The sequence below is a fragment of the Algibacter sp. R77976 genome (assembly GCF_044594645.1).
Taxonomy (GTDB): domain Bacteria; phylum Bacteroidota; class Bacteroidia; order Flavobacteriales; family Flavobacteriaceae; genus Algibacter_B.
On the sequence record NZ_CP138989.1, the window covers coordinates 185,001 to 211,027 of the forward strand.

Annotated in this window: 23 protein-coding genes and 1 rRNA gene (1 of these 24 only partly in view); 11 read left to right on the forward strand and 13 right to left on the reverse strand. The window is 31.0% G+C overall.

What is annotated here, in order from left to right:
• Window positions 1–257 (reverse strand): 16S ribosomal RNA (locus SJY43_RS00805) (it extends 1,263 nt beyond the left edge of the window).
• An 843-nt stretch (window positions 258–1,100) separates the two neighbouring features.
• On the reverse strand, window positions 1,101–3,149 hold the full coding sequence (locus tag SJY43_RS00810; RefSeq protein WP_396601950.1) for a putative porin: 2,049 nt from the start codon (window positions 3,147–3,149) through the stop codon (window positions 1,101–1,103).
• A gap of 277 nt (window positions 3,150–3,426) precedes the next feature.
• Between SJY43_RS00810 and SJY43_RS00815 the strand changes: the two genes are divergently transcribed.
• From SJY43_RS00815 to SJY43_RS00845, 7 genes are all read left to right on the forward strand, one after another.
• Window positions 3,427–4,026 carry a ribonuclease HII gene (locus SJY43_RS00815; RefSeq protein WP_396601951.1) on the forward strand — a complete coding sequence of 200 codons (600 nt, stop codon included), beginning with the start codon at window positions 3,427–3,429 and terminating at the stop codon, window positions 4,024–4,026.
• 45 nt (window positions 4,027–4,071) lie between these two features.
• The gene (locus tag SJY43_RS00820; RefSeq protein ID WP_396601952.1) at window positions 4,072–6,507 is read left to right on the forward strand and encodes a ribonuclease HII; all 2,436 of its coding nucleotides are present in this window, start codon (window positions 4,072–4,074) and stop codon (window positions 6,505–6,507) included.
• Between the two features lie 104 nt (window positions 6,508–6,611).
• Entirely contained in the window at window positions 6,612–7,088 is a 477-nt protein-coding gene (locus SJY43_RS00825) for a hypothetical protein (protein ID WP_396601953.1), read from the forward strand.
• Window positions 7,089–7,100: 12 nt separating this feature from the next.
• A complete protein-coding gene (locus tag SJY43_RS00830; RefSeq protein WP_396601954.1) occupies window positions 7,101–7,778 on the forward strand; it encodes a hypothetical protein in 678 nt (225 codons plus the stop codon).
• 135 nt (window positions 7,779–7,913) lie between these two features.
• Window positions 7,914–8,963, forward strand: coding sequence for a nucleoid-associated protein (locus SJY43_RS00835; RefSeq protein ID WP_396601955.1), 1,050 nt, complete (start codon window positions 7,914–7,916; stop codon window positions 8,961–8,963).
• Between the two features lie 102 nt (window positions 8,964–9,065).
• Complete coding sequence (gene ppk2, locus SJY43_RS00840) at window positions 9,066–9,845, forward strand: polyphosphate kinase 2 (RefSeq protein ID WP_396601956.1); 780 nt, start codon at window positions 9,066–9,068, stop codon at window positions 9,843–9,845.
• Between the two features lie 332 nt (window positions 9,846–10,177).
• Complete coding sequence (locus SJY43_RS00845) at window positions 10,178–11,107, forward strand: hypothetical protein (protein WP_396601957.1); 930 nt, start codon at window positions 10,178–10,180, stop codon at window positions 11,105–11,107.
• A gap of 144 nt (window positions 11,108–11,251) precedes the next feature.
• On the opposite strand, the gene lipB is transcribed toward SJY43_RS00845, so the two are convergent.
• The 3 genes from lipB to SJY43_RS00860 all read right to left on the reverse strand — a co-directional run bounded on the left by lipB (window position 11,252) and on the right by SJY43_RS00860 (window position 13,347).
• The gene (gene lipB / locus SJY43_RS00850) at window positions 11,252–11,950 is read right to left on the reverse strand and encodes a lipoyl(octanoyl) transferase LipB (RefSeq protein ID WP_396601958.1); all 699 of its coding nucleotides are present in this window, start codon (window positions 11,948–11,950) and stop codon (window positions 11,252–11,254) included.
• Between the two features lie 125 nt (window positions 11,951–12,075).
• The gene (locus tag SJY43_RS00855) at window positions 12,076–12,234 is read right to left on the reverse strand and encodes a YqaE/Pmp3 family membrane protein (protein WP_396601959.1); all 159 of its coding nucleotides are present in this window, start codon (window positions 12,232–12,234) and stop codon (window positions 12,076–12,078) included.
• Between the two features lie 105 nt (window positions 12,235–12,339).
• Window positions 12,340–13,347 carry an IS110 family transposase gene (locus SJY43_RS00860; RefSeq protein WP_396601757.1) on the reverse strand — a complete coding sequence of 336 codons (1,008 nt, stop codon included), beginning with the start codon at window positions 13,345–13,347 and terminating at the stop codon, window positions 12,340–12,342.
• A 380-nt stretch (window positions 13,348–13,727) separates the two neighbouring features.
• Here SJY43_RS00860 and lysS point away from each other — a divergent pair, with 380 nt between their 5' ends.
• Window positions 13,728–15,419 (forward strand): lysine--tRNA ligase, encoded by a 1,692-nt coding sequence (gene lysS, locus SJY43_RS00865; protein ID WP_396601960.1) that lies wholly within the window; start codon window positions 13,728–13,730, stop codon window positions 15,417–15,419.
• Window positions 15,420–15,683: 264 nt separating this feature from the next.
• Here lysS and SJY43_RS00870 read toward each other — a convergent pair whose 3' ends face one another.
• The 3 genes from SJY43_RS00870 to yiaA all read right to left on the reverse strand — a co-directional run bounded on the left by SJY43_RS00870 (window position 15,684) and on the right by yiaA (window position 18,147).
• The gene (locus SJY43_RS00870) at window positions 15,684–16,247 is read right to left on the reverse strand and encodes a GDYXXLXY domain-containing protein (RefSeq protein WP_396601961.1); all 564 of its coding nucleotides are present in this window, start codon (window positions 16,245–16,247) and stop codon (window positions 15,684–15,686) included.
• An 11-nt stretch (window positions 16,248–16,258) separates the two neighbouring features.
• Window positions 16,259–17,536 (reverse strand): DUF2157 domain-containing protein, encoded by a 1,278-nt coding sequence (locus SJY43_RS00875; protein ID WP_396601962.1) that lies wholly within the window; start codon window positions 17,534–17,536, stop codon window positions 16,259–16,261.
• A gap of 128 nt (window positions 17,537–17,664) precedes the next feature.
• Window positions 17,665–18,147, reverse strand: coding sequence for an inner membrane protein YiaA (gene yiaA / locus SJY43_RS00880; RefSeq protein ID WP_396601963.1), 483 nt, complete (start codon window positions 18,145–18,147; stop codon window positions 17,665–17,667).
• 151 nt (window positions 18,148–18,298) lie between these two features.
• Between yiaA and SJY43_RS00885 the strand changes: the two genes are divergently transcribed.
• From SJY43_RS00885 to SJY43_RS00895, 3 genes are all read left to right on the forward strand, one after another.
• A complete protein-coding gene (locus SJY43_RS00885; protein ID WP_396601964.1) occupies window positions 18,299–19,819 on the forward strand; it encodes a hypothetical protein in 1,521 nt (506 codons plus the stop codon).
• 35 nt (window positions 19,820–19,854) lie between these two features.
• Entirely contained in the window at window positions 19,855–21,072 is a 1,218-nt protein-coding gene (locus SJY43_RS00890) for a hypothetical protein (protein WP_396601965.1), read from the forward strand.
• Window positions 21,073–21,302: 230 nt separating this feature from the next.
• The gene (locus tag SJY43_RS00895; RefSeq protein ID WP_396601966.1) at window positions 21,303–21,773 is read left to right on the forward strand and encodes a hypothetical protein; all 471 of its coding nucleotides are present in this window, start codon (window positions 21,303–21,305) and stop codon (window positions 21,771–21,773) included.
• A 154-nt stretch (window positions 21,774–21,927) separates the two neighbouring features.
• Here the strand turns inward: SJY43_RS00895 and SJY43_RS00900 are convergent, their stop codons facing one another.
• The 5 genes from SJY43_RS00900 to SJY43_RS00920 form a co-directional block, all read right to left on the reverse strand.
• Window positions 21,928–22,557: a class I SAM-dependent methyltransferase gene (locus SJY43_RS00900; RefSeq protein ID WP_396601967.1), complete on the reverse strand. Its 630-nt coding sequence runs from the start codon at window positions 22,555–22,557 to the stop codon at window positions 21,928–21,930.
• Between the two features lie 108 nt (window positions 22,558–22,665).
• Window positions 22,666–23,952, reverse strand: a complete 1,287-nt coding sequence (hemL, locus tag SJY43_RS00905; RefSeq protein ID WP_396601968.1) for a glutamate-1-semialdehyde 2,1-aminomutase — start codon at window positions 23,950–23,952, stop codon at window positions 22,666–22,668.
• 1 nt (window position 23,953) lies between these two features.
• Window positions 23,954–24,739 carry a glucosaminidase domain-containing protein gene (locus SJY43_RS00910; RefSeq protein WP_396601969.1) on the reverse strand — a complete coding sequence of 262 codons (786 nt, stop codon included), beginning with the start codon at window positions 24,737–24,739 and terminating at the stop codon, window positions 23,954–23,956.
• Window positions 24,740–24,743: 4 nt separating this feature from the next.
• Complete coding sequence (locus SJY43_RS00915; protein WP_396601970.1) at window positions 24,744–25,655, reverse strand: 1-aminocyclopropane-1-carboxylate deaminase/D-cysteine desulfhydrase; 912 nt, start codon at window positions 25,653–25,655, stop codon at window positions 24,744–24,746.
• Entirely contained in the window at window positions 25,645–25,983 is a 339-nt protein-coding gene (locus SJY43_RS00920) for a hypothetical protein (protein WP_396601971.1), read from the reverse strand. The genes SJY43_RS00915 and SJY43_RS00920 overlap by 11 nt, the downstream gene beginning before the upstream one ends.
• Between the last annotated feature and the right edge of the window lie 44 nt (window positions 25,984–26,027).

Consider the following 26,027-nt stretch of genomic DNA (forward strand, 5'->3'; position numbering starts at 1 on the left):
TTACCATCTAGCTAATAGGACGCATAGTCATCTTTTGCCGTAACCTTTAATACAATCTTCATGAGAAGGCTGCATACTATGAGGCATTAATCCAAATTTCTCTGGGCTATTCCTCAGCAAAAGGTAGATTCTATACGCGTTACGCACCCGTGCGCCGGTCGTCATCAGAATGCAAGCACTCCATGTTACCCCTCGACTTGCATGTGTTAGGCCTGCCGCTAGCGTTCATCCTGAGCCAGGATCAAACTCTTCATCGTTAATTTTTGTGTGTTACTATCTTATAAATAAAATGCAACAACTTTTAACAACTAATCAGAATCTCTAGTACTCAAAATGGTCTATTCTCTTTGTTAAATTAATTCGTTTCCAAATTAATTTTTACGCTGTCAATTCAATATGTTTATGAACTTGTTTCTTTGTCTTCTTAACTTGTTTCCTTGTTAAGCGGGTGCAAATATAAAACCCTTTTTTAACTCTCACAATAGTTTTTTAATTTATTTTTAAAAAGTTTTTTGAACTTTCCAAACCAAACATTAAACCTTTTTATGAGCGTTTTGCTATCTGCGATATTTACCGTTTTTAGCGGCTGCAAATCTACAACCTTTTTTAACTCTCACAAGTGTTTTTTAATATTTTTTTAAAAAGTTTTTTTTAACCCTTTTATCTAAAATTAATCAACCTTTTTATGAACGTTCGCCATAAAACTAATACCGTTTTTTAGCGGCTGCAAACTTACTATCCTTTTTTAGTTCTACAATACTTTTTTTAATGTTTTTTTAATGTTTTTTTTACACCGCTTTTAATAGGCTTGTTTTCTGTGTTTTACATCTGAAAGTTTTTTGGAAAATTATTCCAAAATTTAAATTATATACACCTTTTTTTGCGCTGCTTACTTTATATGAAGATTTACTGTACTAATATATAGGTATAGAATATATAAATCTATGACTTTAATATTAGGATAAATTAATTGAAGAAAACTAAAAATAGCTAAATTGCCCGCGTTAGGGATAGTAGTGGATAGCCCACAGCCCGACCATAGGAGGTGCGAGGACTTGAAACGGATAGCCCGACCCGCAGGGAAACGCCCGAATTAAAATTTATAAAAAGAAATTCCAAACTACCCCGAAACGTACTGAAAAATCGCGATATGGATTGTTTGGTGCAGAATAATAGTTATAGCCTGTGAATGCTGCATTGAAATGTTCTGCTTTTAAATAGATTCTTGTTTGGCGTATTTTTGCGTTTAGAAAAAAGTCTAAGCGTGGAAAATCTCCAAATTCTCTTTCGTTTTGCACATAGAATTCTGCTAATAATGGATTGTAAGCATCCATATAATACTTGGTGAAATAATTTAGGGTGATTCCTGTTTGCAAAAACAGCGCTTTTTTGAATAAATTACTTGAAAAGTATATCGTGTTTCTTGAATTAATTTCTGGAACGTTTAAGATGTTATTTTCATCATCTACGTTTTGGTATAATATGGTGTTATTTAATGCAAATTTCCCGAACTTAATTTCGCTTTCTAGCTTTGCTCTTAAATAGGTTATAGTTTTACTATTTTGAAAAGGTGCTATTTGCTCTGTGATTTCATCTTCTTTAAAATATACATGATTATCTATGGTAGAATAATCGACCGTTATATTAGCTAACTTTTTATATTTTAACTTAAACCCAATTTGTTGCGTTTCTATATTGTTAAAACTATTTTGCCAGTTGTAATTTATATAATCACTTTGATATAATAGGGTATTATAATTTGGTACTTTTGAACTATGATTTATGGAAGCTGATGCCGCAATATCGTCGTTTAAGTTAAAAACAGCATTTGCTTTAAAATAGTTACCATCGAAATCTCCAGATATGTTTGCTCCTAATTCCCCGAATAGCAGAAAACCTTTGTAACGTTTGCTATATTTCCCACCTACTGCAAAAACATCTCCTTTTAATCTATTAACTATAGTGTTTCCGTTTAATACCACTAGTTTATTATATCCGTAGTTATAATTGGTATTGTTAACGTTTAGCTGAATGTTACCAAGTACATTATTATAATAATCGACTTGTACTTCGTTATAAAAATTCTCTAAAGTAGCTTTGTCTTTAAGGCCGCTGCTATTAAAAGCATCTCCAAAATACGTGGTGTTTGCACTTGTTTGATCGTATTGATAGTACTTATCTTCAAATGATATAATATGTCTTACATCTAATCTGCTTTTTGATGTTGAGTCGTTTAGCGTTTGCGGAAGGTATTTTTCTACCACTTTATTAAAGATATTATAACCATGATCTAAATGAAAACGCTTGCCTTTTAATATATTTTCGGCATTTTCGAAATTAACTTCTAGAATGGATCGATCTATAAAATCTTCATCACCAGATTCGAAATCGATAACACTATCGTCTTGCAACCCTCCATTTTCTTGGTTTAATAAATCTTGAGTAACAATATGCCCTCTTGCTTGATAACGTTTGTTTTTCGACACATAATTTGATGTAAACCTAAAGTTACCTGTGCTGGTTAAAATATTTTGATATTTACCTAGTGACCTAAGCCCCTTGTATGCAATTGAAAAGTTAAATTGCTCTGATGTATTTACCGTAAAAAACGAATCGGCTAGTTGCCCTTGCTCAAAGGCTGTTTTAAAAACCAATTCGGTTAAAGGTGTTGGGACATGGAAATAATTAATGTCTTCAATCTCCATGTAATTAAAATGTCTTGCTCTTGCACCAAACAAAGGCATTGAAGTTGTATTTTCAAAATTATACGTTAAGCTATTATAGGTTTGCCCAAGGTTAGAAAACGGTATAAAACCAAAATTATCTTTACGTAAATAGTTAAACTTATACTCTTTTTGTATGGTTAATGTGGTATCTAAATATGTGGTATCTCTTGTATGCGAAATGATTAAATAATCTTCAATTTTAGCTTTTGTATTTTTAATATTTTCTATGCTTGTTGATTTTTTAGAGCCTTTTGATTGTATACTTAATGTATCTTGGGCTTCTAAAAGCTCTGTTTTATCTTCTAAACGTTCTGGACTAGAATCAATCTGAGCAGAAATACTTGTAACAATTAGAAAAAGACAGAAGAATAAATAACCTTTAAGTGCCTTATTCTTATTTTTAATTTTAAATAATACTTTCATATTAGAGTTACAGGAAATTGGGAAATTTAAGCTTTTCTTTTTGTTAATTATTTTTCTATCGCAAAAGTACTTATTTGAACGTAAAGTGCTAGCAAATATTTCAAATAAAGAAAACATAGGGTTTATTCTATAAAATTTAACGACTTAATTAAATATTACATGCTTAAGAAGTTAATAAAAAACTCCCTGAACTCATAACTAACGGCTTCTATTTGCGAACTCATATAAATCCTTTATTAATAGCCTAAAGCATACTATATTTGTTATTATTTTGTTTATGCTTTTATTAAACCATTCAAATAACAAATTAGAGTGCGGTACAGATGAAGCTGGCCGCGGTTGTTTAGCCGGACCAGTAACTGCGGCGGCAGTTATTTTGCCTGAAAATTTTGAGAATTTAATTCTAAACGACTCCAAACAATTAAGTGAAAAGAAACGCATGCTTTTAAAGCCTATTATAGAACAACAAGCTTTATGCTTTGGAGTTGCTCATGTATTTCAAGAAAAAATAGACACTATTAATATTTTAAATGCGTCTATTTTAGCTATGCATTTATCCATAGATAAATTACTTAAAACCCCTGAATTTATAATTGTTGATGGTAATAAATTTAAACCTTATAAGAATATACCATCTGAAACTATAATTAAAGGTGACGGAAAGTATTTAAGTATTGCCGCGGCTTCAATTTTAGCAAAAACGCACCGCGATTTATATATGGAGCGTATTCATGAAGAATTCCCGATGTATAATTGGAAACAAAATAAAGGCTACCCAACTAAAGAACACAGAGCTGCTATAAAAAAATACGGTATAACAAAATACCACAGAAAATCGTTTAGGTTATTACCAGAACAATTAAAGATAGACTTATAGATAAAAATCTTTAAGTTTTTATATTTGTAAAAATTAATTCAATACATGAGATTATTTTGTATTTCCCTCCTACTTATTCTTGCTTTTGGTTGTTCAAAATCTACAACAAAACGCTCTAACCTTTTAGATTTTATTCCTAAAAACGCGAATCTTATTATTAAAACGTCTAATCTTGAAAGTTTTAATAACAGTATTAGTAATAGTGATTTTTTGCAACACCTATCAAAAACAACCTCTTATAAAAATTTAGCAAAAAAAATTGATCCTTTAACCAACTTAAATCCTTCAGGAGATTTATTAATTTGTTTTACAGAAGATGAAAACGACAGTCTTCAATACTCCATTATTACTAAGCTTAATAAGGATCTGTTTATTACAGACTCACTCCCTAATTACAAAGAAGAAGCATTTAATTTTAAGAATAAATCCATTATAAAATCTACAATTGGCGAAAACATATTATATAGCTCTATAATTGACAGCACATTTTTTGCTTCATCATCTAGAGCTCTAATTGAAGATGCTTTTAATGATATAAATAAAGATTTTGAACTTGAAAAAATTTACAAAACATCAAGTAATAACAAAACATTTTCAGTCATTTCAAAAACCAACCCTAACGTTAAAACATCTTTTTTTATTGAAGATTCACTTTCGCTTAATATACTAACTGAATATTTAGCTATTGATGTTGAATTAAATCAAAATGAAACGCTTTTTAATGGTATTACAAAAGCTAGTGATTCGAGTAAAAATCTTATCAATATTTTTAAAAACACTAAACCTCAAATTAATCAAATTCAAAACATCACACCTTCTAATAGTGATGGTTTTATGAGTTTTACTTTTGATGACTTTGAATTTTTAAAAACCAACTTATTAAAATTCAACAAGAAAGATTCTATTACAAATAACACATCTCTTTTTAATGATATTAAAGAAGTTGGAGTTATATACGAAGCTGAAAAGCGCGCCATTATTTTAAACTCAATAGATGTAATTGCAACTAAAGATGCGATTTTAAGCGAACAAACTGTTGTAGACACTTATAGAGAAATTAACATCTATAATTTTAGCCAACCTGTTTTGTTTGCTAAGTTATTTACACCGCTAATAAGTGATAACAATGCTAACCTTTATTGTGTATTGGGTGACTTTTTTGTGTTTTCAGACAATTTTGAAATGCTCCAGAATATTATTGCCAACTTCCAAAACAAAACAACCTTAGGGCAAACATCATACTATGAAGATGTGAAGAAAAAATTAAGTGATGCATCATCGTTATTACAAATTACAAACGCTTCAACATTAAAAACCATTATCAATAAAAATATTACAGCAGAAGGGAATAACTATAACCTAAAAAACTACAATACCTCGGCTATCCAATTTATTTACGACAATAACTTTGCTCATGTTAACGGTATTATCAAAAAGAATAAAACTAGAGCATCTTTAAATTCAGTATCAGAAGAATTAAATATTAAACTAGAAAACCCCATTTTAAACGCACCTCAATTTGTTAAAAATCATATTACTAAACAGAAAGAAATTATAGTCCAGGATATTAACAACAATCTATATTTAATCTCAAACAAAGGAAAAATTCTATGGAAGAAGCAATTACAAGGGCCTGTTCTAGGAGATATTGAGCAAATTGATATTTACAAAAACGGACGATTACAATTAGCATTTGCAACACCAAATAAAGTTTATGTTTTAGATAGAAATGGTAACGATGTTAAACCTTTTACATTGAATTTTAATGATAAGATCACACAGCCACTTGCAGTTTTTGATTATGATAAACGTAAAAAATACCGTCTCTTAGTCACTCAAGGCAAAAACGTTTTAATGTACGATGTTAAAGGAAAAACAGTCAAAGGATTTACATTTAAATCGGCAGACAACAACATTATTTCTCAGCCTAAACATTTTAGAATTGGTAGTAAAGATTACATCACATTAAAAACTAAAAACAAACTATACATTTTAGACAGGTTAGGAAAAACTAGAGTTAAACCTAAACAATCTTACTCTTATTCCAACCAACCTGTTTTCTTATACAACAATACGTTTACAACAACTTCTGCATCTGGAGATTTAATTTCTATAGACCCAAGAGGAAATGTTGCTTCAAAAAATTTAAATCTTTCTGAAAATCATACCATTGAAACCACTAGCAAGACTTTTGTTGCGCAAAATGAAAATAAACTCACTATAAAAAACAAAACTACAGAACTAGATTTTGGCGATTATTCTAATCCGAAACTTTTCTACATTAACAATAAAATTTATGTTTCTACTACAGACTTACAATCTCATAAAGTTTATTTATTTGATAGTCAATCAAAACTACTACCTAACTTCCCAGTTTACGGAAATTCTGAAATAGCGCTTGATAATATTGATAAAGATAAAAGCTTAGAATTTGTAACTAAGGGCGCATCCAACGCTATTATTTTGTATCAAATAAATTAGCTAAAGTTATATTATTGATAACTTGTTAATATGTTTAACAATAGCCTTTTGTCGGTAAAAAACTAATCTTTATCTTTAGCCTGCTATTAATCAAATAATTACAAATGAAATTACCGAGAAATACGATAAACATCCTATTCTTATGGATGGCTTTTGTATTTATTACACCTAACATTGAGTCGCAGACTAAACAACTAAAACGCCCTAAAAGCAACGTTGGGATTTCTAGCGTAGATACTTTTGTGCATGAATCTTTCGATGTTTATGATAAAGTATATAAATATGATGGCTACGCTGCATCTGGCACACCACTAGAAGATGAAGATATTGATGTATTGGAAGATACTCTTAATAACTTAGACGTTTTAAGTGATAGTGCCGTAGATATCTTAGACGACTTAGATGGACTTAGCGTTTTAAAGCAGGCAAAAGCTACCCTACAGATGAATAAAGCAAAGAAAGCGTTAAAATATAGTATTAAAATTTCAAAAGAACTTTTATTGGGACAACGAGAACGTGATAAGGAAGATGAAAATTCTGATAAAACCCCAACAAGTAATGATGATGGCTCCAAACTTTAAAATACTAGTATTATGAGAACAAAAATATTAATTTTAATCAGCATTGTTTTTATTAGCTTTTCTTCTATTGGTCAGAATGCTTGTAAAGCTTTTTACCCATTTGAAGAAGGTACCAAGTTTGAAATTACCAACTACACTAAAAAAGGAAAAAAAGAAGGTGCTGTTAACTATGAAATTATAGATGTTACAGATAATGTCGCATCTATTAAATTAATAATTTTAGACGCTAAAGACAAAGAGATAACAACAAGTGATTATAAAATAACTTGTGAGGGTAATAGTGTTTCAATTGATTTCAAGTCTTTAATGAATCCAGACATGTTTAAGCAATATAAAGATATGGAAATGGATATTACAGGAACAAATATTGAACTTCCTAATGATTTACAAGTAGGTCAGTCTTTAAAAGATGCTAACATGAATATGGCTATAAATATGGGTGGCATGAATATGAATATGAGTGTTGATATGCTAAACAGAAAGGTAGACAAAAAAGAATCGATTACCACACCAGCAGGAACTTTTGATTGTTTTGCTTTAAGCTATGACAGCGAAATGAAAATGGGATTAAAAATGTCATTCAAGTTTAAAGAGTGGATTGCAGAAGGCGTTGGCGTAGTAAGAAATGAGTCGTACAATAAAAACGGTAAACTTATGGGATACTCAGAGCTTACACGTTTTTCAAAATAAATATAACTAATACCGGTTTTTAACCACCAAAAGCAAGTCCTCGAATCTTGAGCGTCAAAATTTAATGTTTTGGCGCTCTTTTTTTATATCAAATTCAGCTTAATTTTATAGTATTGCATTTATAATACACGATACATGATTTCAAGAAAAAACGCAGCCATTTCAAAATTTATAATCCATAAAGTTGGTAATAAGTTTAACGACACTAAAAATGCTTTTTCAGAAAAGATAGTCGATTTTGACGAACCAAGTTACGACTTAATGCTACCCTTTTTATTAAGACCTTTTGGTAGTCAAGTACAAAGTTACCGCTTTAACCATCATGCTAGTATTTCTTTAAATGAAATTAATAGTTACTGCACACAACTATTTAACGACGAAGACGCTTTTGTTGAAGTATCAAAACACATCGTAACGCATTTATATGAGCAATCAAGTTCTGCTCAAATAAAAACCGGCGATGTTTTAGTAGTTAAATTTGAAGGTATAGAATTTAGAGATATGACTACTGATGCTATTGGTATTTTTAAAATTGAAAGCAAAGTTAATTTCTTTCAAACCTATTTAGAAAACAACAGTTACGATGTACTTGTACAAAAAGGTATTAATTCTAGAAAAGTAGATAAAGGCTGCTTAATTCTGAATCAAAGTGATACCGAAGGCAATATTATTTTAAGTGTAGATAACAATAGTTATGATGCGCAATATTGGATAAATCATTTTCTGAATATCAAATATGCCGATGATGCTAATAACCACACGCAACAATATATAGAACTGTGTAAAGAATTCTCAACCGAAGTTTTAAAACCTAATTATGGTGCCAAAGAACAAAACACATTTTTAGCACAAACCATCGACTTTTTTAAAGAAAATGAAATTGTAAATGTAGAGCGCTTTAAAGAAGAATTGTTTGAAGAAGAGAAGCATATAAGAGAATTTGAAAACTATAAAAAAGAATATGAAGGCGAACAAAACCTGGTGTTAAGAAATCAGTTTGATGTTGCCGAAGCCGTTGTTACCAAAGAAAAACGCAAGATTAAAACAGATATAAAACTAGACACCAACATACAAATAAAACTAGATATTGATGCGCCAGATGCCTCGGCCGAATATTTAGAACGCGGTTATGATGATGACAAGAAAATGCATTACTATAAAGTATTTTTCAATGAGGAAGGTTAAATAAGAATCTTTATAAATTAAATTATTTAAACACAAAAAGACTAAGTATTACTTAGTCTTTTTGTGTTTTTTAGTAACTTGTGTTTATCCAAAAACATAAGCATGGCTAAAGAAGAAAAATTTAACTACGACGAAGAACTTAAAACATTACATACAGAGTTAGTACATCTTCAAGAATGGGTAAAAAAGCAAGGATTAAAAGTAGTAATCATTTTTGAAGGCAGAGATGCTTCAGGAAAAGGAGGCACTATTAAACGTTTTACCGAACCCTTAAACCCACGAGTTTGTAAAGTTGTTGCTTTGGGCGTACCTACTGAAAGAGAAAAAACACAATGGTATTTTCAAAGGTATACACAGTATTTGCCTGCTGCAGGAGAGATTGTACTTTTTGATAGAAGCTGGTATAATAGAGCTGGCGTAGAAAAAGTCATGGGTTTTTGTACTGAAGATGAATATGATGAATTTTTAAGATCTTGCCCAGAATTTGAACGTATGCTAGTACGCTCTGGAACCATTGTCTTAAAATACTGGTTTTCGGTAAGTGATGAGGAACAAGAAAAACGATTTAAAAACCGTATTAACAACCCATTAAAACGCTGGAAATTTAGCCCAATGGATTTAGAATCGCGAGCAAGATGGTTAGAATACTCTAAAGCTAAAGACAATATGTTTGCGCATACCGACACCAAACAAGTGCCCTGGTTTGTGGTAAATGCAGATAACAAGAAAAAAGCACGTTTAAACTGTATTAGCCATGTATTAAGCAAAATACCTTATGAACATATGGACTTAAAACCAATTGAATTACCAGAATTACCAGATTATAAAGCTTATGTGCGACCGCCAATTGATTATCAAACTTTTGTTCCTGAGAAGTATTAAGGCTATTTGACTTTGTGAAAAATCAAATCAAATTTCGCTAACAATTGATATAAGTTATTAAAACGACGTCATATCATTAAAGTTGGGCACAAGTTATCGCTCTACCCTTAAAAACAATAATGATAAAAAAAATAATTCAATTTACTTTAGGAATAGTAACGGTTCCAATTATTTCAATAATCGTTTCGATGATATTCAAAATATCAAAATTTGATTTTTCTAATAATTTATTAACTATCGGAGCATTGATAAGTTTTATTTTTGTTTTTCTTTTTAAAAGACACAAAGTATATTTTATTACATCCTTAATTTTTAGCTGTCTATTTTTAAGTTTGAATTTATATTCAAATTATTCAATTAATAAATATTCAAAAGGCTATTCTATAAATTGGAATTCTAAAGTACATAATACTACAATTCCTTTTCATATTAAAGACAACTTGATTTTTATTAAAGCTAAAATAAATAATGAAGAGAAGTATTTACTATTTGATACTGGAGCAGAAATACCATTAATAAAAAATCAATATAATAATTCTGAAACTATTGGAGTTCAAAAAATTATTGATGCCAATGGAAACACTAAAATCGAAGAAATAAAAGAATTAAACAATCTGTCTATTGGAGGTTTGAATTTTGAAAAAGTAAAAAACGTTTCTTTAAATACTGATACTACTAACGGAAAGAACTTACTTTCAAAAGATTTTATAGCAGGTATTTTAGGGTGTAATCTGATGAACTCTTTTGTTTGGGATTTAAATCTAAAAAATAACACAATACATTTAACTGACTCAAAATTTAATGAAAATATATCTCAAGCAACAACAATTCCTTTAATAGAATATAATAATCGTTGGAAAATTGAAATTAAAGTAAATGGAGATAAAAAGAAAGCAATGTTTGATTCGGGAAGTAACGCTATACTTACTCTTAAGGATAGTATAAAACTTCCAAAAGATTATATTTATCAAATAAAAAAGTATGCGAATTCAAACACTTTATACTCAAATACAAATTATAAAAATATAGAAAGGAAAATTTTTGTCAACTTAAGTATCTCAAATCTTATATTTAAAGACATACCTGCATTTGATAATAATGAAAGTAATGTTATTGGAAATCCGATTTTATGGGAATATGAAAGAGTCGTTTTAGATTTTATAAGTAAAAAAATATACCTTTTAAATAAAAATAATTCTACCAAATTGAATAGTATATCAAATAAAAGTCAAGTTGCTAGAATTAAGAATCTGGAAAAATAAAAAACCAGTGCCCAACAAAGTATAAAATTAATTGGTAGTTCTAGCCTACTTACGAAAGTCCTTGCGGACTTTCTATATGTGATTTATTTGCTAACTTTAGTGCTTAAAACACGCAACAAACCATATCCAACAACTTTAGCAAACCTAACTAAACTTCGCCTCAAAAAGATCAGAAAAGTGCTTTAGTAATTTCTCCTTAACCTCGGCTTCATCTACTTCTTTTTTTCCAAGCTCAACATTTAAAGAGGTTACTGCTTTTCCACGAATACCACAAGGAATCATTAAATCGAAATAACCTAAATCGGCATTTACATTTAGTGCAAAGCCATGCATGGTTACCCAACGGCTGGCACGAACACCCATAGCGCATATTTTACGTGCAAATGGCGTACCTACATCTAACCAAACTCCTGTTTCTCCAGGACTACGCTCGGCTTTTAAACCGTATTCTGCAAGTGTTAGAATAATCATTTCTTCTAGGAAACGTAAATATTTATGAATATCGGTAAAAAAATTATCTAAATCTAAAATAGGATATCCTACAATTTGTCCGGGTCCATGATAGGTAATATCACCACCGCGGTTTACTTTATAAAAACTTGCGTTTTTGGCTTTTAATTGTGCTTCGTCTACCAATAGGTTAGACATATCGCCACTTTTACCTAAAGTATAAACATGTGGATGCTCTACAAATAGAAAATAGTTATTGGTTTTTAATCCAGCCTCTTGTCTCCTATTTTTAATTTTAGTATCAACAATACTTTTAAACAATTGCTCTTGGTATTCCCAAGTTTGTTTATAGTCTTTATTGCCTAAATCTTGAAGTTCAATAGTTTTATTCATTAACCACAAAATTACATTTTTTATCGTGCAAAGACGCAAAGCTTCAAAGAAAAAAGGCGTAAAAAAGTATAATTTAAGATACTTGATTAAGTTTCTGGGCTGCGACTAAAAACTACGATTGGATATTAACTTTTAGGATTATTAATTATAACTAATGCTGCTATAACGCCAGGAACCCAGCCACAAAGCCATAATAAGAAGACAATAATAATAGAGCCACAGCCTTTATCTAAAACAGCTAAAGGTGGGCAAATAATAGACAGTATAACTCTCCAAATACTCATGTTTGATTCAATTTTAATTGATGATTTACTTATTTGACGTATAAGTTGTTTGTTTGTTACACTTTGCGTATTCTATGATAGAAAACAAATAGTTTTCGTTAAAAATCATGCGACAAATTTATAAGTGTCTACAAAAGGAGAATCTCTATTAATTACAGCAAAAATTCGACCTATAATTTTACATCTCACATTATTTAGAACCAACATTTTATTTTTCCCCTCATCTTGTTTTCTTAAGTAATAAGCTTTTAATTGTGCATCATGCTTTACGGCTGATAAGGCGCACATTTGAAGTAAAGACTTCATTGTTTTGTCTGCCATATGATTAACTTTAGTACCTCCTCTAATACTTGAGCCTGAGCTGTACTCAAAAGGTGCAACTCCTGCATAACAGGCTAGTTTTCTAGCCGAGTCAAAGACCTTAAACCCTTTAGTTGCTATTATAAAATAAATAGCCGTTTTCTCGCCAACACCTTTAATACTTTTTATAAGCTCAAATTGACGTTTTAATTTAGGCTCTTGCTTTACAAGTTCACGCATCTTAGCATCTATAACTTTTAAGCTCGCTTTAAGAAATTTAATTGTTTTCTTGTTCTGAATCTCTACTGTTTTATAAACATCTAACGACGTATACCCTTTATTTTCTCTAGTTGAACCAAATAGTAAAAGGGATTTCTTGATTTTCTCGCGCTCAGTAAAAAGTAATTTTAACTGCTGGATTGATTTCTCTGGTACACTTGATAGTTGTAGCTTATCTATATTGCGAATGCTATAAAAAGCGATATCCTTAGCATCAGACTTATCACTTTTACCTCTTGATATGCCTTTAGATCGCTTAATCTCTACCGCTGGAACAATCCAATAATCAAACTCATTTTCAAAACAAAAACAGCTTAAAGGAAATGTGTAAACACCTGTGTTTTCAAAACAGAACAGGGTACTTTCTAAATCTATTTTTCTTTTTTTTAAAACTGTAAGCATTCGCTTTAAACCTTTGGTGTTGTTCGTAACAACGAAATGTTCCAATGACATGGGATTTGTTTTATCTACTATAACCACATCTAATTTTAATTTTGAGATGTCAATGCCAACATGAAATGAATAATTTTTCATAATTTTATATTAAGTTTTTAAAAAATGTTGAATCGCTTTATAACCTTTATTAGACCTCTGACGTCTACTATTCTATTTGAAGCTTTTCAACTTAAATTCTAAGGAGAAAACAGAGGACTAATACGCAGCATAAGACTAACTTAGTTAGGGATGTAGTTCACCTCTGTTTTCCTTTGAATAAATTTAGTGTATTATTCTTTATGCAAACTAAAGGTTAGGGATTGTAATGAAAATCCTTTTTGTAAGGCACGAGCAAAAAGATTGTAATGTAAAGCCCGACCCTTGTGGTAACGCCCAAAAAATTCATAAATCAATAGACTAGAATAGGAAATCAAATGTTTATCTTTGTGCCTTAAAAATTTTCACATAGTATTTAGAGCATGTCACAATTATCTGAGCAAGAGCTAGTAAGAAGAGAAAAGTTAGTAAAATTACGCAATTTGGGTATAAACCCTTATCCTGCGGATTTATATCCGGTAAACCATACCTCGAAACAGGTTAAAGACCAATTTGAAGAAGGCAAACAAGTTGTAATTGCCGGACGATTAATGATGGTAAAAGTACAAGGAAAAGCGAGTTTTGCTCAATTACAAGATGCCGAAGGAAAAATACAAGTGTATTTTAACAGAGATGAAATTTGCCCAGGCGAAGACAAAGTTAAATACAACGAGGTATTTAAAAAGCTTTTAGATTTTGGAGATTTTATTGGGATTGAAGGCGAATTATTCAACACCAAAGTTGGCGAAAAAACAGTAAAAGTTAAAGACTTTACTTTGCTAAGTAAGGCTTTAAAACCATTGCCTTTACCTAAAGAAAAAGATGGCGTAGTGTACGATGCATTTACCGACCCAGAGCAACGTTACAGACAACGTTATGCTGATTTGGTAGTAAACCCAAAAGTTAAAGAGGTGTTTGTTAAGCGTACTAAATTGTTTAACGCGATGCGTCAGTTTTTTAATGATGCTGGCTACTTTGAAGTTGAAACTCCTGTATTACAGCCTATACCAGGTGGTGCTGCAGCGCGCCCATTTATAACACACCATAATGCTTTGGATGTACCTTTATATATGCGTATTGCTAATGAGTTGTATTTAAAACGACTTATTGTTGGTGGTTTTGATGGTGTTTATGAGTTTTCTAAAAACTTTAGAAATGAAGGGATGGACAGAACGCACAACCCAGAGTTTACCGCTATGGAAATTTACGTTTCATACAAGGATTACAACTGGATGATGGATTTCTGTGAGCGTTTGCTAGAGCATTGTGCTATTGCAGTAAACGGAACTACAAAAGCTACTTTTGGTGAGCATGAAATAGATTTTAAAGCGCCATATGCTAGAGTAACCATGGCAGATTCTATAAAACATTTTACAGGTTTTGACATTACTGGAAAAACTGAAGATGAAATAAGACAAGCTGCCAAAGATTTAGGTGTTGAAGTTGATGCAACCATGGGTAAAGGCAAGCTTATTGATGAAATATTTGGAGAGAAATGTGAGGGCAACTACATACAGCCAACTTACATTACAGACTACCCAAAAGAAATGAGTCCGCTTTGCAAAGAGCACAGAGATAACCCTGAATTAACTGAGCGTTTTGAGCTTATGGTTTGTGGTAAAGAAATTGCAAATGCATATTCTGAACTTAATGACCCTATTGACCAACGTGAGCGTTTTGAGGATCAATTAAAATTAGCTGCTAAGGGTGATGATGAAGCTACCGAATTTATAGATCATGACTTTTTACGTGCTTTAGAATACGGTATGCCTCCTACATCTGGAATGGGAATTGGCATGGACCGATTAATTATGTTTTTAACGAATAACCAATCTATACAAGAAGTTTTATTCTTCCCGCAAATGCGACCAGAGAAAAAAGCTGTTGCCGTTAGTGAAGATGCTAAAGCTGTTTTTGAAATTTTGAAAAAAGCTGAAAAACTAGAACTTATTACGTTAAAATCGCAATCTGGTTTATCTAATAAAAAATGGGATAAAACCATTAAAGAATTAACTAAAAACAATCTTGCTAAAGTTGAAAAAACAGAAGACGGACTATTTGTTAGCGTGATATAACATGTGTTAAAATATAAATATAAAAAAGCCAGTAATTTTTGAAATTACTGGCTTTTTTAATAACCAAACTAAACTAATTAACTAAACTCATTACAAATATCAGTTAATTATCGTCTTCAGCGAGTGTCTTTTAGAAATGTTTAACAGAAGTTTTAAGTATTTTAATTTTTCTTTAAGAGTTGCATATTGAATATGTTAATTTTTTAAGAAAACTTACTCAAACCAGACACAAAAACTAACTTTATATTTTAACTCTAATTCTTCTCATTCGTCTTTCTCTACAAAATCTTTAATAGAGATTTCATTAATAATAACATCGTTTAAAACAGCTTCACCATTTTTAATAAAGACCAAAGCATAAGTGTTATTTGGCAAAGAATCGCGTTGACTATCTCTTACAGCAACTTCGGCATCATAAGCTTTGGTTTCTTCCATATAATAACGGTTAAAAGGCAAATTAAAATTTAAAATCTGTTCTCTTTTATTATACCAACTAACATCTGCTACAATAAAATCATTCATAACACTTAAAGGCGCTTTACTTACTTGATTTACTTTTGCAAAACCTAAACTATCGGTTTCAAAATAAACATAAACCTTATCTTTTCTTTTCCAAATGGAATCTGTTGTTACAAAAGTATTTTGCTCAAAATTGAGGGTGATATATTTCCCTCTAAAAGGATCACTAGGATCTACGGGTTGTGTTTTAAATTTATAAACTGTTCCTGTTTCTATAATAGCTTCTTGATTAAAAATCATTTGTGCAGGCACGAACAATTGTGCCAATGCAATTACTATAAATAGTATGAATATATGTATTGTTTTCATCTGCTTAATTTCTATTTATTTTTTGATTTTTGTCTTTTCAACATCACATAATTGGTTATAAAGAAACCAACACCAACACTTACAAACAATAAACCTCTAAGAACAAAGCTCATATTAGTATCAAAAAAACGACATACTGTAAGTGTTGTAATAATTAATAAACCATAATTTAAAATGCCAAAATGAAATTTATCTGCTCCAATTTTTATTGTTATAATTCCTAAGGCTAGAACCAATAAATTAATTAATATAATTGAAATAAAGCTACCAGTTATGCCCATAAAAAAGATGATTGTAAAAATGATAAACACATATTGAAATAGGTTGATTTTTTTAACCCACCTTTTTGAAAACGAAAAGAGCAGCACACCCAATGCTGTTAAGAAAAGCACTATTGTTATATAAAACTCTTGAGAATCAAATACAATATCGTGTCTTAAAATATCTTCCCACAACCATTCGAAACTTGTTAGTAATAACATATAAATGATTCCTAAAGAGCCTAAAATTAAATATCCATTTCGTCTTAATTTCTGATTATCTAAAAAAGGTATCTTACCTATATTATACAACAGACCAAACAGAATGACATACATTAAAATCCCATACGCTTCACTATTACCAACAAAAGCTCCCAATACAATAACAACGCTTAATGGCAAAAGCCAATTAAAAACTGAAGTGATATTATGCGTTTTTTTAGTTTTTAATAAGTGATAATAATACGGCATTACTATAGCTAAAAGCAAAACATATAGCCAAGGGGTTTGGTTTCCATCAAAATATCCAAATGAACAAGCATAACTTGTTGCAAAAACAATATGCAGTATTGCTAAAGCATTAGATTTCAAAAGGTAAACTAATGGTGCACAAAGCAAAATCCAAATTAGCATATAACTACTAAAATCGCCAGGAATATTATAAATTTGACTCACCAGAGCCATACTTGCACCAACAGCAAAAAACAAAAACACACCCGAAGCTTCAAACCACGTCATGCTCTTTTTCTTTAATATAGAATAACCAACAATAAATTGCCCAATAATTAATGGTGCAAAAGCAAAAACTGTTTTTATGGCTCTTGAAAAATTATCCCAGTTGTGCGCTAAAATTAAAATAATACCTAAACCAACTAAAGTGGAACCCAATACTGCAAAAACAGTAAACAACCTGTTTGGAGTATCTGCTTTTTTAGATTGATAATAGCTCTTAATATTTACAGCAACTTCACTAGTAATAACTTGCTCTTCAACAAGTTCTTTTATATCGTTTTGAATTTTTGAATTCATGATTTTTAAAATTAATATTTAAAGATAATTATTTAAAACCTCGCAGCTATTAACCACGAGGTTTTGGGTTAACTAACCAACCATCAAAACAACCCTTTTATTTTTTCGTTTTGATAACATATAACTTATTAAATATCTTCATCATTATTTCTATCTATATACTGAACATCTCTTGTGTTTTTCTGAACAGCAATGGCAGAAAATAAACTTAGCAGAAAAGACATACCATAAAACCCTTTTTCACTTAAAAGCAACTCGGCATTCCAAAGGCCAATTACTAATAACACAATAGAAGTAACTGTAGTAAACCAACTAATACTATAATAGATATCGGTTACAGGAATCTCTTCCATTTTATCTCTTACCGCTTTTTGAACAGAGATTACAGAGAACAACCCAAAAAGTAAAATAGTAAAGTAGTATCCTTTTTCATTAAGCATCATATCGGCATTCCATAAACCAATACAATAAGACGCCATACCAATTAATAATGCAGACCAAGATGCTCCAATAAAAGCAGAGGTTGGTTTTTGATCGTAAACTTTAGTTTCTTTTTTAACTTTTGTTTCTTTTGATTTTTCATCTACTGAAACTGTTGTTTGATAATTCATAATTTTTTGTTTTAATGATTACAGGGCAAAACTGCGAAATCAATTAAAATCTCGAAAAACATATTTTTTATAAAACTGACGATATAAATTATACTATATCGTCTTAAAACATTATTTTTATTGAAATATTACCCTTTTTAATGACGATTAAATGACTGGTTTAAACGAAATAATTTCAACGTTTTCTTATGAAGACCAACAGAAATTCATCACTTATCTAGAAAAAAAGAACAAACGCAAGGACACTAAAAATGTTCAACTATTTAATCTATTACTAAAAGATGAGTTAAACTCTAACGAGATTTGCACAAAACTTTATAAAAACACTAAAAAAGGCGCCTATCATGCACTTAGAAAACGATTACACGAATCCTTAATTGATTTCACAGCCAACCAAAGATTGCAAGAAGAAGGTTCGGTTAACATGCAAATCATTAAATATATATTAGCATCAAAATCGTTTTTACAGCAAAAACAATACAAGGTTGCTTATAAAATTTTAGATAAAGCTGAAGTACTGGCTATAGAACATTCTTTATTCGCTTTGCAAAACGAAATTTATCACACTAAAATTCAATATGCCTACGCAAACCCTTTAGCTAAAATTGATGCGCTCACTTTAAAATTCAAAAACAATCAAAAAAACATTCAGTTAGAAGACGAACTCAATATCGTTTATGCAAAAATCAGGCAAACCTTAAATAGCATTTCATATAAAGGTGAAGTATTAGATTTTCAAACCATTTTACACAATACACTCAAACAACACAGCATAGACATAAATGACTCTATGTCTTTTAAATCGTTATATCAACTTGTAACCATTTCAAGTATTTCAGCATTTATCACTAAAGATTACTTAAAGATAGAACCTTTTTTAATAGACACCTACAAATCCATCATCAGTCACAAGAATAAAGAGAAACAACTATTTTATCATATTCAGATTTTATATGCCATAGCAAATGCACTTTTCAGAAATAAAAAATTTAAAGAGTCACTACAGTATTTAGAGCTCATGGTTCAACACATGAATTTAAAAAAGAAGAAATACCACAACACCTTCAAATTAAAGTACCATTTGCTAAAAGCTTTAAATCATAACTATAGCAACGAGCAAGATAAAGCGATTCAAATTTTAGAACCTGTTATTAGACCTAAACACCAAGACACAGAAACCTTATTAGATATACGTTTAAGCCTTATTGTGTTTCATTTTCAAAAGAACGAATTAAAAAAAGCACATTCATTAATTTCAAAATTTTACCATACCGACCCTTGGTACACCGAAAAAGCAGGTAAAGAATGGGTAATTAAAAAGAATCTTATTGAAATCTTATTACACATCGAATTACAAAACATCAATTTAGTTGAATCTAAATTATTAAGTTTTAAAAGAAGTTACTATCCGTATTTAATAAGTATTAACCAACAACGCGTTATTACCTATTTAAGTTTTATTGAAATGTATTATAAGCACCCCGAAAATGTTACAACTGATGCTTTTAAAAACAAAGTTGAAAATGCGTTTAATTGGCTTGAAACACACAAAGAAGATATTTTTGTAATAAGTTTTTACAGCTACCTAAAAAGTAAAATGCACAACACAAACCTATTTCAAGTTACATTACAATTAATAAAACAAGCACAACTAGAATTAACAAACTCATAATCAATATTTATTTAAAGTTTGCTTATTTTTGCGCGATGCCAAAAAGGATACTTTTTATTTTACTCTGCTTATGTAGTATACATTTAACTGCTCAAGAGAGAGACAGTTTATCTATTAAAAATGGCATAGAAAATCCTAGCATATTATCAACACATCACTTTGGTATATTTAGCTCCCGCTTAAACACAAATTTTAAATATGCACCTCCAAAAGAAACAACTTTAGCATTTAATTATACTAGCGGAAACAACTTTCAACCTTTTGTTGAAGCTTATTTTCCAAAAGATCCGGCAGTTAGAGAACGGCTTAGCCAAGTAATATGGCACGACCGACAATTTAATTTCATAGACCAAGACATTACACCAGCCGATTATATGAATATTGTTATCGATGCCGTTATTAAAGAATTTAGAGTAACCGCCAACATTCCCATTAATGCGCGTCACGAATTAACAGTTACCATGCGTCAATATTTAATAACCAAAGGCAAAAATCCATTCTCATATTTCACAAGCGATCAAAACATAGAATGGTTTCACAGCAATGTTGCTGGTGGCGAAGACCCATTTGGTAGGCGTTACTATGGTTTAAACCAAGTCAATTTTACTTACCAAGACAGAAACGGAAACACATTAAACCTAAACAATAACGCCTTTTTTACTGGAGGTTTTGAAGTTAGCCACTACTACTATCCAAAACTAGCAATTAACAACACCAGACATATATATGTAAATTTCGGAACACATTTAGGCTGGAATACCTCAAGATTCAATGCCTCTATGGATGTTGGGATTTCTGCAAATGCTGTTAAAAAACTCGCCTTAAAAAACAATTACGAATTAAACTTTGCTTTAGGCACAAACCTACTACGTAAAAACATAATTAACTTTAAAGAGGTTATCGATTTAGGCAACAATCCATATTTAGCAACCTTCGAGGGACAAGCGGAAATAACCAAATACACAAAAAAAGGCAACTACAATGCGTTTGGTATAAACTACCATATACAATCCCGTTACAATAAAAAAGAAGAAGCAAATTATTACAAGCTACTTGGTAAATGGCGAGAAATAAATGGCGGCTGGCATAACGGCGTTTACACACTTTACAAGCACTTATCTAGTTGGAATTTTATTTACACCTACGGCACGCCAAAATACAAACTAACATTCTTTATAAAAGAAGACTTAGAAGTAAACAACGCACCAGATTTCCAAACCGGTATTAGCTTAAAAATTCCTATTTCTAAATAAATCACCGTTTAAAAAATAAAAATATTTGGGCGTTACCACAAGGGTCGGGCTTTACGCTACAAGTCCTCGCTCGTGCCTCGCTGTGGGCTTTCCGCTGCAATCCCTAACGCAAAACCGTTTCCAAAACAAAAGCTCAACTATGTTAATATGGCGTTAAAATAAACATCCATATTAAACCCTTTTAATATTTCAAAGTCCTAAAGACAAATACATTTAAAACAATATATAAAATGAAAAGAATATTAATTATCGCATTAGCACTTGTAAGCTTACAAGCTATTGCACAAGAAAAAAAAGGAAAACAAAACAAAGGTAACAGAGGACAAGAAATGATGAACCTTCCTGCCGAAGACATTGCCACTATCCAAACCAAAAAAATGACCTTGTTTCTAGATTTAAATAAATCGCAACAAGAAAAAATTCAAAAAATAAATTTAGAAAATGCCACAAAAAGAAAAGAAATGATGGCAGAACGTAAAGCTAAAAAAGAAAGTGGCGAGGCTAAAAAACCAACACCAGAGCAACGTTTAGAAATGGAAAATGCAAGATTAGATCATAAAATTGCTATGAAAGCTAAAATGAAAGACATTTTAAACGAAGACCAATATGTTAAATGGGAGAAGTCTCTAGCCAAAAAAGGTAAGAAAGGGAAAGACAGAAAGAAAGGCATGAAAAAAGATAGTCGTAAAGAAAAAGAATAAAGATTTAGTTGATTTGATTATAGTTTAGTTGATGTAAAAACGCATCCCAAAATTTTGGGATGTGTTTTTTAATACTGCTACCTTATAAAGATATATTTAGTTGGTGACAAAAAAACCCATCAAATACATTTCAATACACGTCTATTTTTGTTGATTATATATGCTTATCCAACGCAAGTTTTTTCCCGACATATCTTATAACACTTGCAATTCCGTTGTGATATTCCCCTTCGCTAAGTTCAGTTTCAACTTGTTCCAATTGAATAATTTCAAAATCCTTAAAAGTGGATTTCATTTCTTCTATTGAATATAGTGCATCAATATTAGAAGGACCTCCAATTTTCGGGTTTTTCTCTCTGTAAGATAAATTATCCACGCTAAATCCTTCAAGAATCAAGTACCCATTCGGCTTAAGCAATTTTATTAATTGCTTATATATTTCTTGTTTGTTTTTTGAAAAATGAGCATAAATTAAACCAATGGCGTCAAAGCTTGCTTCTTTAAAGTTATGCTTATTCAAATCTCCAACCTTATAATCAATTTCAACATTGTTTTTTTTCGCCAGTTTATTCGCTTTCAACTTTCCTTCAACGCTAATATCGTATGCTGTTACATTTAAGTTTCTTTTAGCTGCGTAAACTGCATTTCTACCTTCTCCTTCGGCTGGCAGTAATAAATTTCCTTTAAGTTTAAGTTTGATAATTGTCTCCTTAAAAAAATGATTTGGCGCTTCACCATAAGCAAATTGTTCACTTTTATATCTATCATTCCAAAATTCTTCCATAGTGTTTTTTTATAATCGAAAAAACAAATTATATGTATTACTTAAGCCCCATAAAACAGCAATGATATTGTATATTAAATTACAAACAGACAATCCCCAAACTATCCATTAAAGGGTTTTAGCAACCGTGTTTACTGCAGCAATAGTAAAATCTAAATCCTCATAACTTAAAGCATCCGTTATAAACCAAGTTTCAAAAGCACTTGGTGCAATATAAACACCAGCATCAAGCATCCCATGGAAGAATTTTTTAAAAGTATCATTATTTCCTTTGGCTGCAGTATCAAAATCTACAACTTCAGCTTCATCAAAATGAACAGAAATCATAGAACCCAGTCTATTTATGGTATGCGTAATATTATTTTCATTTAAAACCTTAGCAATACCTTCATGCAAATACTCTGTTTTTTCCGTTAGTCTATTAAATACTTCAGCATTATTATTCAACTCTGTAAGCATGGCCAATCCAGCAGCCATAGCCAAGGGATTCCCACTTAATGTACCCGCTTGATAAACCGGTCCTAAGGGCGCCAAATAATTCATAATCTCATTTCTAGCCGCAAAAGCTCCAACGGGTAAACCGCCACCAATTACTTTTCCGAAGCAAATAATATCTGCACTAATGCCAAACAATTCTTGTGCACCACCTTTTGCTAAGCGAAACCCCGTCATCACCTCATCAAAAACTAATAAAATATTATGCGCATCACACAAATTTCTAAGCGCTTCTAAGAAACCTGCTTTAGGAGGTATACAGCCCATGTTTCCGGCAACTGGTTCAATAATTATACAGGCTATTTCGTTTTTATTGGCTTCAATTAAAGCCTTTACATTTTCAATATCGTTATACCGTGCAAGCAAAGTATCTTTTGCTGTTCCTTTTGTAACACCAGGACTATTTGGTGTACCAAAAGTACTTGCGCCACTTCCTGCTTGAATTAAAAAAGAATCTGAGTGTCCATGATAGCAGCCTGCAAACTTTATAATTTTATCTTTCCCTGTAAAGCCTCTTGCTAAACGCACCGCACTCATACAGGCTTCTGTTCCAGAATTTACAAATCTAATTTTATCAATATTTGGCACCATAGAAACTGCCAACTCTGCAATTTGCGTTTCAATTTCTGTTGGCATACCAAAAGATGTTCCTTTTTTGGCTTTTTCTACAACGGCATTCACAACAGGCTCGAAAGCATGACCTAAAATCATAGGTCCCCAAGAATTTATATAATCAATTAGTCGATTTCCATCTTCATCATACAAATACGCGCCTTTGGCTTCTTTTACAAAAATTGGAGTTCCTCCAACACCTTTAAACGCTCTTACTGGCGAATTTACACCTCCCGGTATTACTTTTTCCGCTTCAGCGAACAATGCGCTGCTTCTCTTATAAATCATATTAATTATTTGATAATGGTTTAACAACTAACTCCTGCCCTATGCTTAACGCAGTATCGCTCAAACCATTTATATTTTGAAGTTCCTTTACTGAAATATTATATGCCCTAGAAATAGAATACAAAGTATCCCCTTTAACAACTGTATATATAGTTCGTTCTTGAGTTGAAGGGCTTTCGTACTTGACATAGCTATCGCCTAACACTTCTTTATCGAACTCATGTAATTTGTAACGCTCAATTAAACTAATAAGCTTTTGAGGGTATTTTTTATCTGTGGCATATCCTGCAGCTTTCAAGCCTTTTGCCCAACCTTTATAATCTTCCTTTTTAAGTTTAAACAATTTAGAGTACCGACTTCTTTCACTTAAAAACAAAGAATGATCTCTAAACGAGTATTTAGCATCTTTATATTTCCTGAAACATTCCTGTTCCGCATCATCATCATGATAGATTTTTTTACCTGTCCACCCATGGCATTTAATCCCGAAGTGATTATTAGCTTCAACTGATAATCTGCCATTTCCAGAACCAGATTCTAATATCCCTTGTGCCAATGTTATACTAGCAGGAATACCGTACAAATTCATTTCTTGTTGTGCCGTTACTTTATGCACATCAATGTAACGCTCTGTATTATTTGCGTAAACTTTAGTTGTATTAGTTTCCTCTTTTTTATTACCAATTTGGTTGGAAGTATTATTAGGCTTTTTTGTTACAATGCCTTTTCTAGACTTACAGCTAAAAAACACACAGCCCAAACATAAGATTACTATTATTCTTTTCATTTATCTAGCTAATTATAGATATATTTTTCTTTTTTAAAACGGCATTCATTCCTTCAATGCCTTGCAAACCACCCGTATGAATGGCTAATATTTTCGATCCTTTTGGAAAATAGCCTTTGTCTATTAAATCCATAATCCCGAATAGCATTTTACCTGTATATACAGGATCTAAAGGGATTTTGTAATCCATTTTAAACTGATTAATAAACGCCACCAATTCTGCATTTATTTTAGCGTAACCACCAAAATGATAATCGGTTATTAATTCCCAATTGGTCTGTGTTGCAAATTTACTAATATCATGCTTTAAAAAGTCGCCTTTTAAGGCCGGAAAACCTAAAACTTGTTGACTAGGTTTTAAACAATTTATTAAACCAGAAATAGTACCTCCAGTTCCTACTGCACAACACACATAATCAAAGGCTTCATCTTTTTCGGTTAAAATCTCTTCACAACCTTTAACGGCCAAATTATTAGTTCCGCCTTCTGGGATTAAATAAAACTCACCAAATTCTTCATTTAAAGCGTTCAAAAAAGCTTCAGAAGTTTTGTTTCTATAGTCCTCACGAGACACAAACTTAAATTGCATACCGTTTTCTTTTGCAAAACTTAAGGTTGGGTTATCTTCAATTTTATTTTGAAGCTCTTCACCTCTAATAATTCCAATAGTTTTAAAACCAATAATATTACCCGCAGAAGCTACAGCAGCAATATGGTTTGAGAATGCGCCTCCAAACGTTAACAAGGTTTTATAACTTGTTTTTTCGGCTTGTAAGAGATTATATTTAAGCTTCCTATACTTGTTACCAGAAACAAAAGCATGTAACTTGTCTTCACGCTTTACAAACAATTCAACACCTTTTTCCTTAGGCAGCATTACTTGCTCATTTATTGTATTTTCAAACTCAAACTTCATTAACACAAATATACTTTAAAAAAGACCAGATTTTTCGATTTTGAAGGTATTCTAAATTATTTTGATTTCCATAAGCCTCTCTTTCGAATGAAATATTTTTATAAGCTAATTGCCAACTTTTATACTTGAGTAATCGTATTAAAAACTCTAATACGTAAAACACATAAAAAGGAATAATAAGCAGTTCTAACTGTTGTTTTAAATGAATTTTTTCATGGTTTATTAAAACCTGATTCCCTCTTAATTGTTTTGTTTTTAAAAACACAAAAGGAAATATGGTTATGCCCGTATAACCTTTAGGTACTAAATATTTAGAAATAAAAATCATATGTATAACAATTCAAAAATCAATCCAAGAAAACTTATTTCAAA

What these genes read in the sequence shown, in the direction of transcription:
- SJY43_RS00810 (WP_396601950.1), bottom strand. Translation starts at nt 3,149, where the DNA reads ATGAAAGTATTATTTAAAATTAAAAATAAGAATAAGGCACTTAAAGGT.
- SJY43_RS00815 (WP_396601951.1), top strand. Translation starts at nt 3,427, where the DNA reads ATGCTTTTATTAAACCATTCAAATAACAAATTAGAGTGCGGTACAGAT.
- SJY43_RS00820 (WP_396601952.1), top strand. Translation starts at nt 4,072, where the DNA reads ATGAGATTATTTTGTATTTCCCTCCTACTTATTCTTGCTTTTGGTTGT.
- SJY43_RS00825 (WP_396601953.1), top strand. Translation starts at nt 6,612, where the DNA reads ATGAAATTACCGAGAAATACGATAAACATCCTATTCTTATGGATGGCT.
- SJY43_RS00830 (WP_396601954.1), top strand. Translation starts at nt 7,101, where the DNA reads ATGAGAACAAAAATATTAATTTTAATCAGCATTGTTTTTATTAGCTTT.
- SJY43_RS00835 (WP_396601955.1), top strand. Translation starts at nt 7,914, where the DNA reads ATGATTTCAAGAAAAAACGCAGCCATTTCAAAATTTATAATCCATAAA.
- ppk2 (WP_396601956.1), top strand. Translation starts at nt 9,066, where the DNA reads ATGGCTAAAGAAGAAAAATTTAACTACGACGAAGAACTTAAAACATTA.
- lipB (WP_396601958.1), bottom strand. Translation starts at nt 11,950, where the DNA reads ATGAATAAAACTATTGAACTTCAAGATTTAGGCAATAAAGACTATAAA.
- SJY43_RS00855 (WP_396601959.1), bottom strand. Translation starts at nt 12,234, where the DNA reads ATGAGTATTTGGAGAGTTATACTGTCTATTATTTGCCCACCTTTAGCT.
- SJY43_RS00860 (WP_396601757.1), bottom strand. Translation starts at nt 13,347, where the DNA reads ATGAAAAATTATTCATTTCATGTTGGCATTGACATCTCAAAATTAAAA.
- lysS (WP_396601960.1), top strand. Translation starts at nt 13,728, where the DNA reads ATGTCACAATTATCTGAGCAAGAGCTAGTAAGAAGAGAAAAGTTAGTA.
- SJY43_RS00870 (WP_396601961.1), bottom strand. Translation starts at nt 16,247, where the DNA reads ATGAAAACAATACATATATTCATACTATTTATAGTAATTGCATTGGCA.
- SJY43_RS00875 (WP_396601962.1), bottom strand. Translation starts at nt 17,536, where the DNA reads ATGAATTCAAAAATTCAAAACGATATAAAAGAACTTGTTGAAGAGCAA.
- yiaA (WP_396601963.1), bottom strand. Translation starts at nt 18,147, where the DNA reads ATGAATTATCAAACAACAGTTTCAGTAGATGAAAAATCAAAAGAAACA.
- SJY43_RS00885 (WP_396601964.1), top strand. Translation starts at nt 18,299, where the DNA reads ATGACTGGTTTAAACGAAATAATTTCAACGTTTTCTTATGAAGACCAA.
- SJY43_RS00890 (WP_396601965.1), top strand. Translation starts at nt 19,855, where the DNA reads ATGCCAAAAAGGATACTTTTTATTTTACTCTGCTTATGTAGTATACAT.
- SJY43_RS00895 (WP_396601966.1), top strand. Translation starts at nt 21,303, where the DNA reads ATGAAAAGAATATTAATTATCGCATTAGCACTTGTAAGCTTACAAGCT.
- SJY43_RS00900 (WP_396601967.1), bottom strand. Translation starts at nt 22,557, where the DNA reads ATGGAAGAATTTTGGAATGATAGATATAAAAGTGAACAATTTGCTTAT.
- hemL (WP_396601968.1), bottom strand. Translation starts at nt 23,952, where the DNA reads ATGATTTATAAGAGAAGCAGCGCATTGTTCGCTGAAGCGGAAAAAGTA.
- SJY43_RS00910 (WP_396601969.1), bottom strand. Translation starts at nt 24,739, where the DNA reads ATGAAAAGAATAATAGTAATCTTATGTTTGGGCTGTGTGTTTTTTAGC.
- SJY43_RS00915 (WP_396601970.1), bottom strand. Translation starts at nt 25,655, where the DNA reads ATGAAGTTTGAGTTTGAAAATACAATAAATGAGCAAGTAATGCTGCCT.
- SJY43_RS00920 (WP_396601971.1), bottom strand. Translation starts at nt 25,983, where the DNA reads ATGATTTTTATTTCTAAATATTTAGTACCTAAAGGTTATACGGGCATA.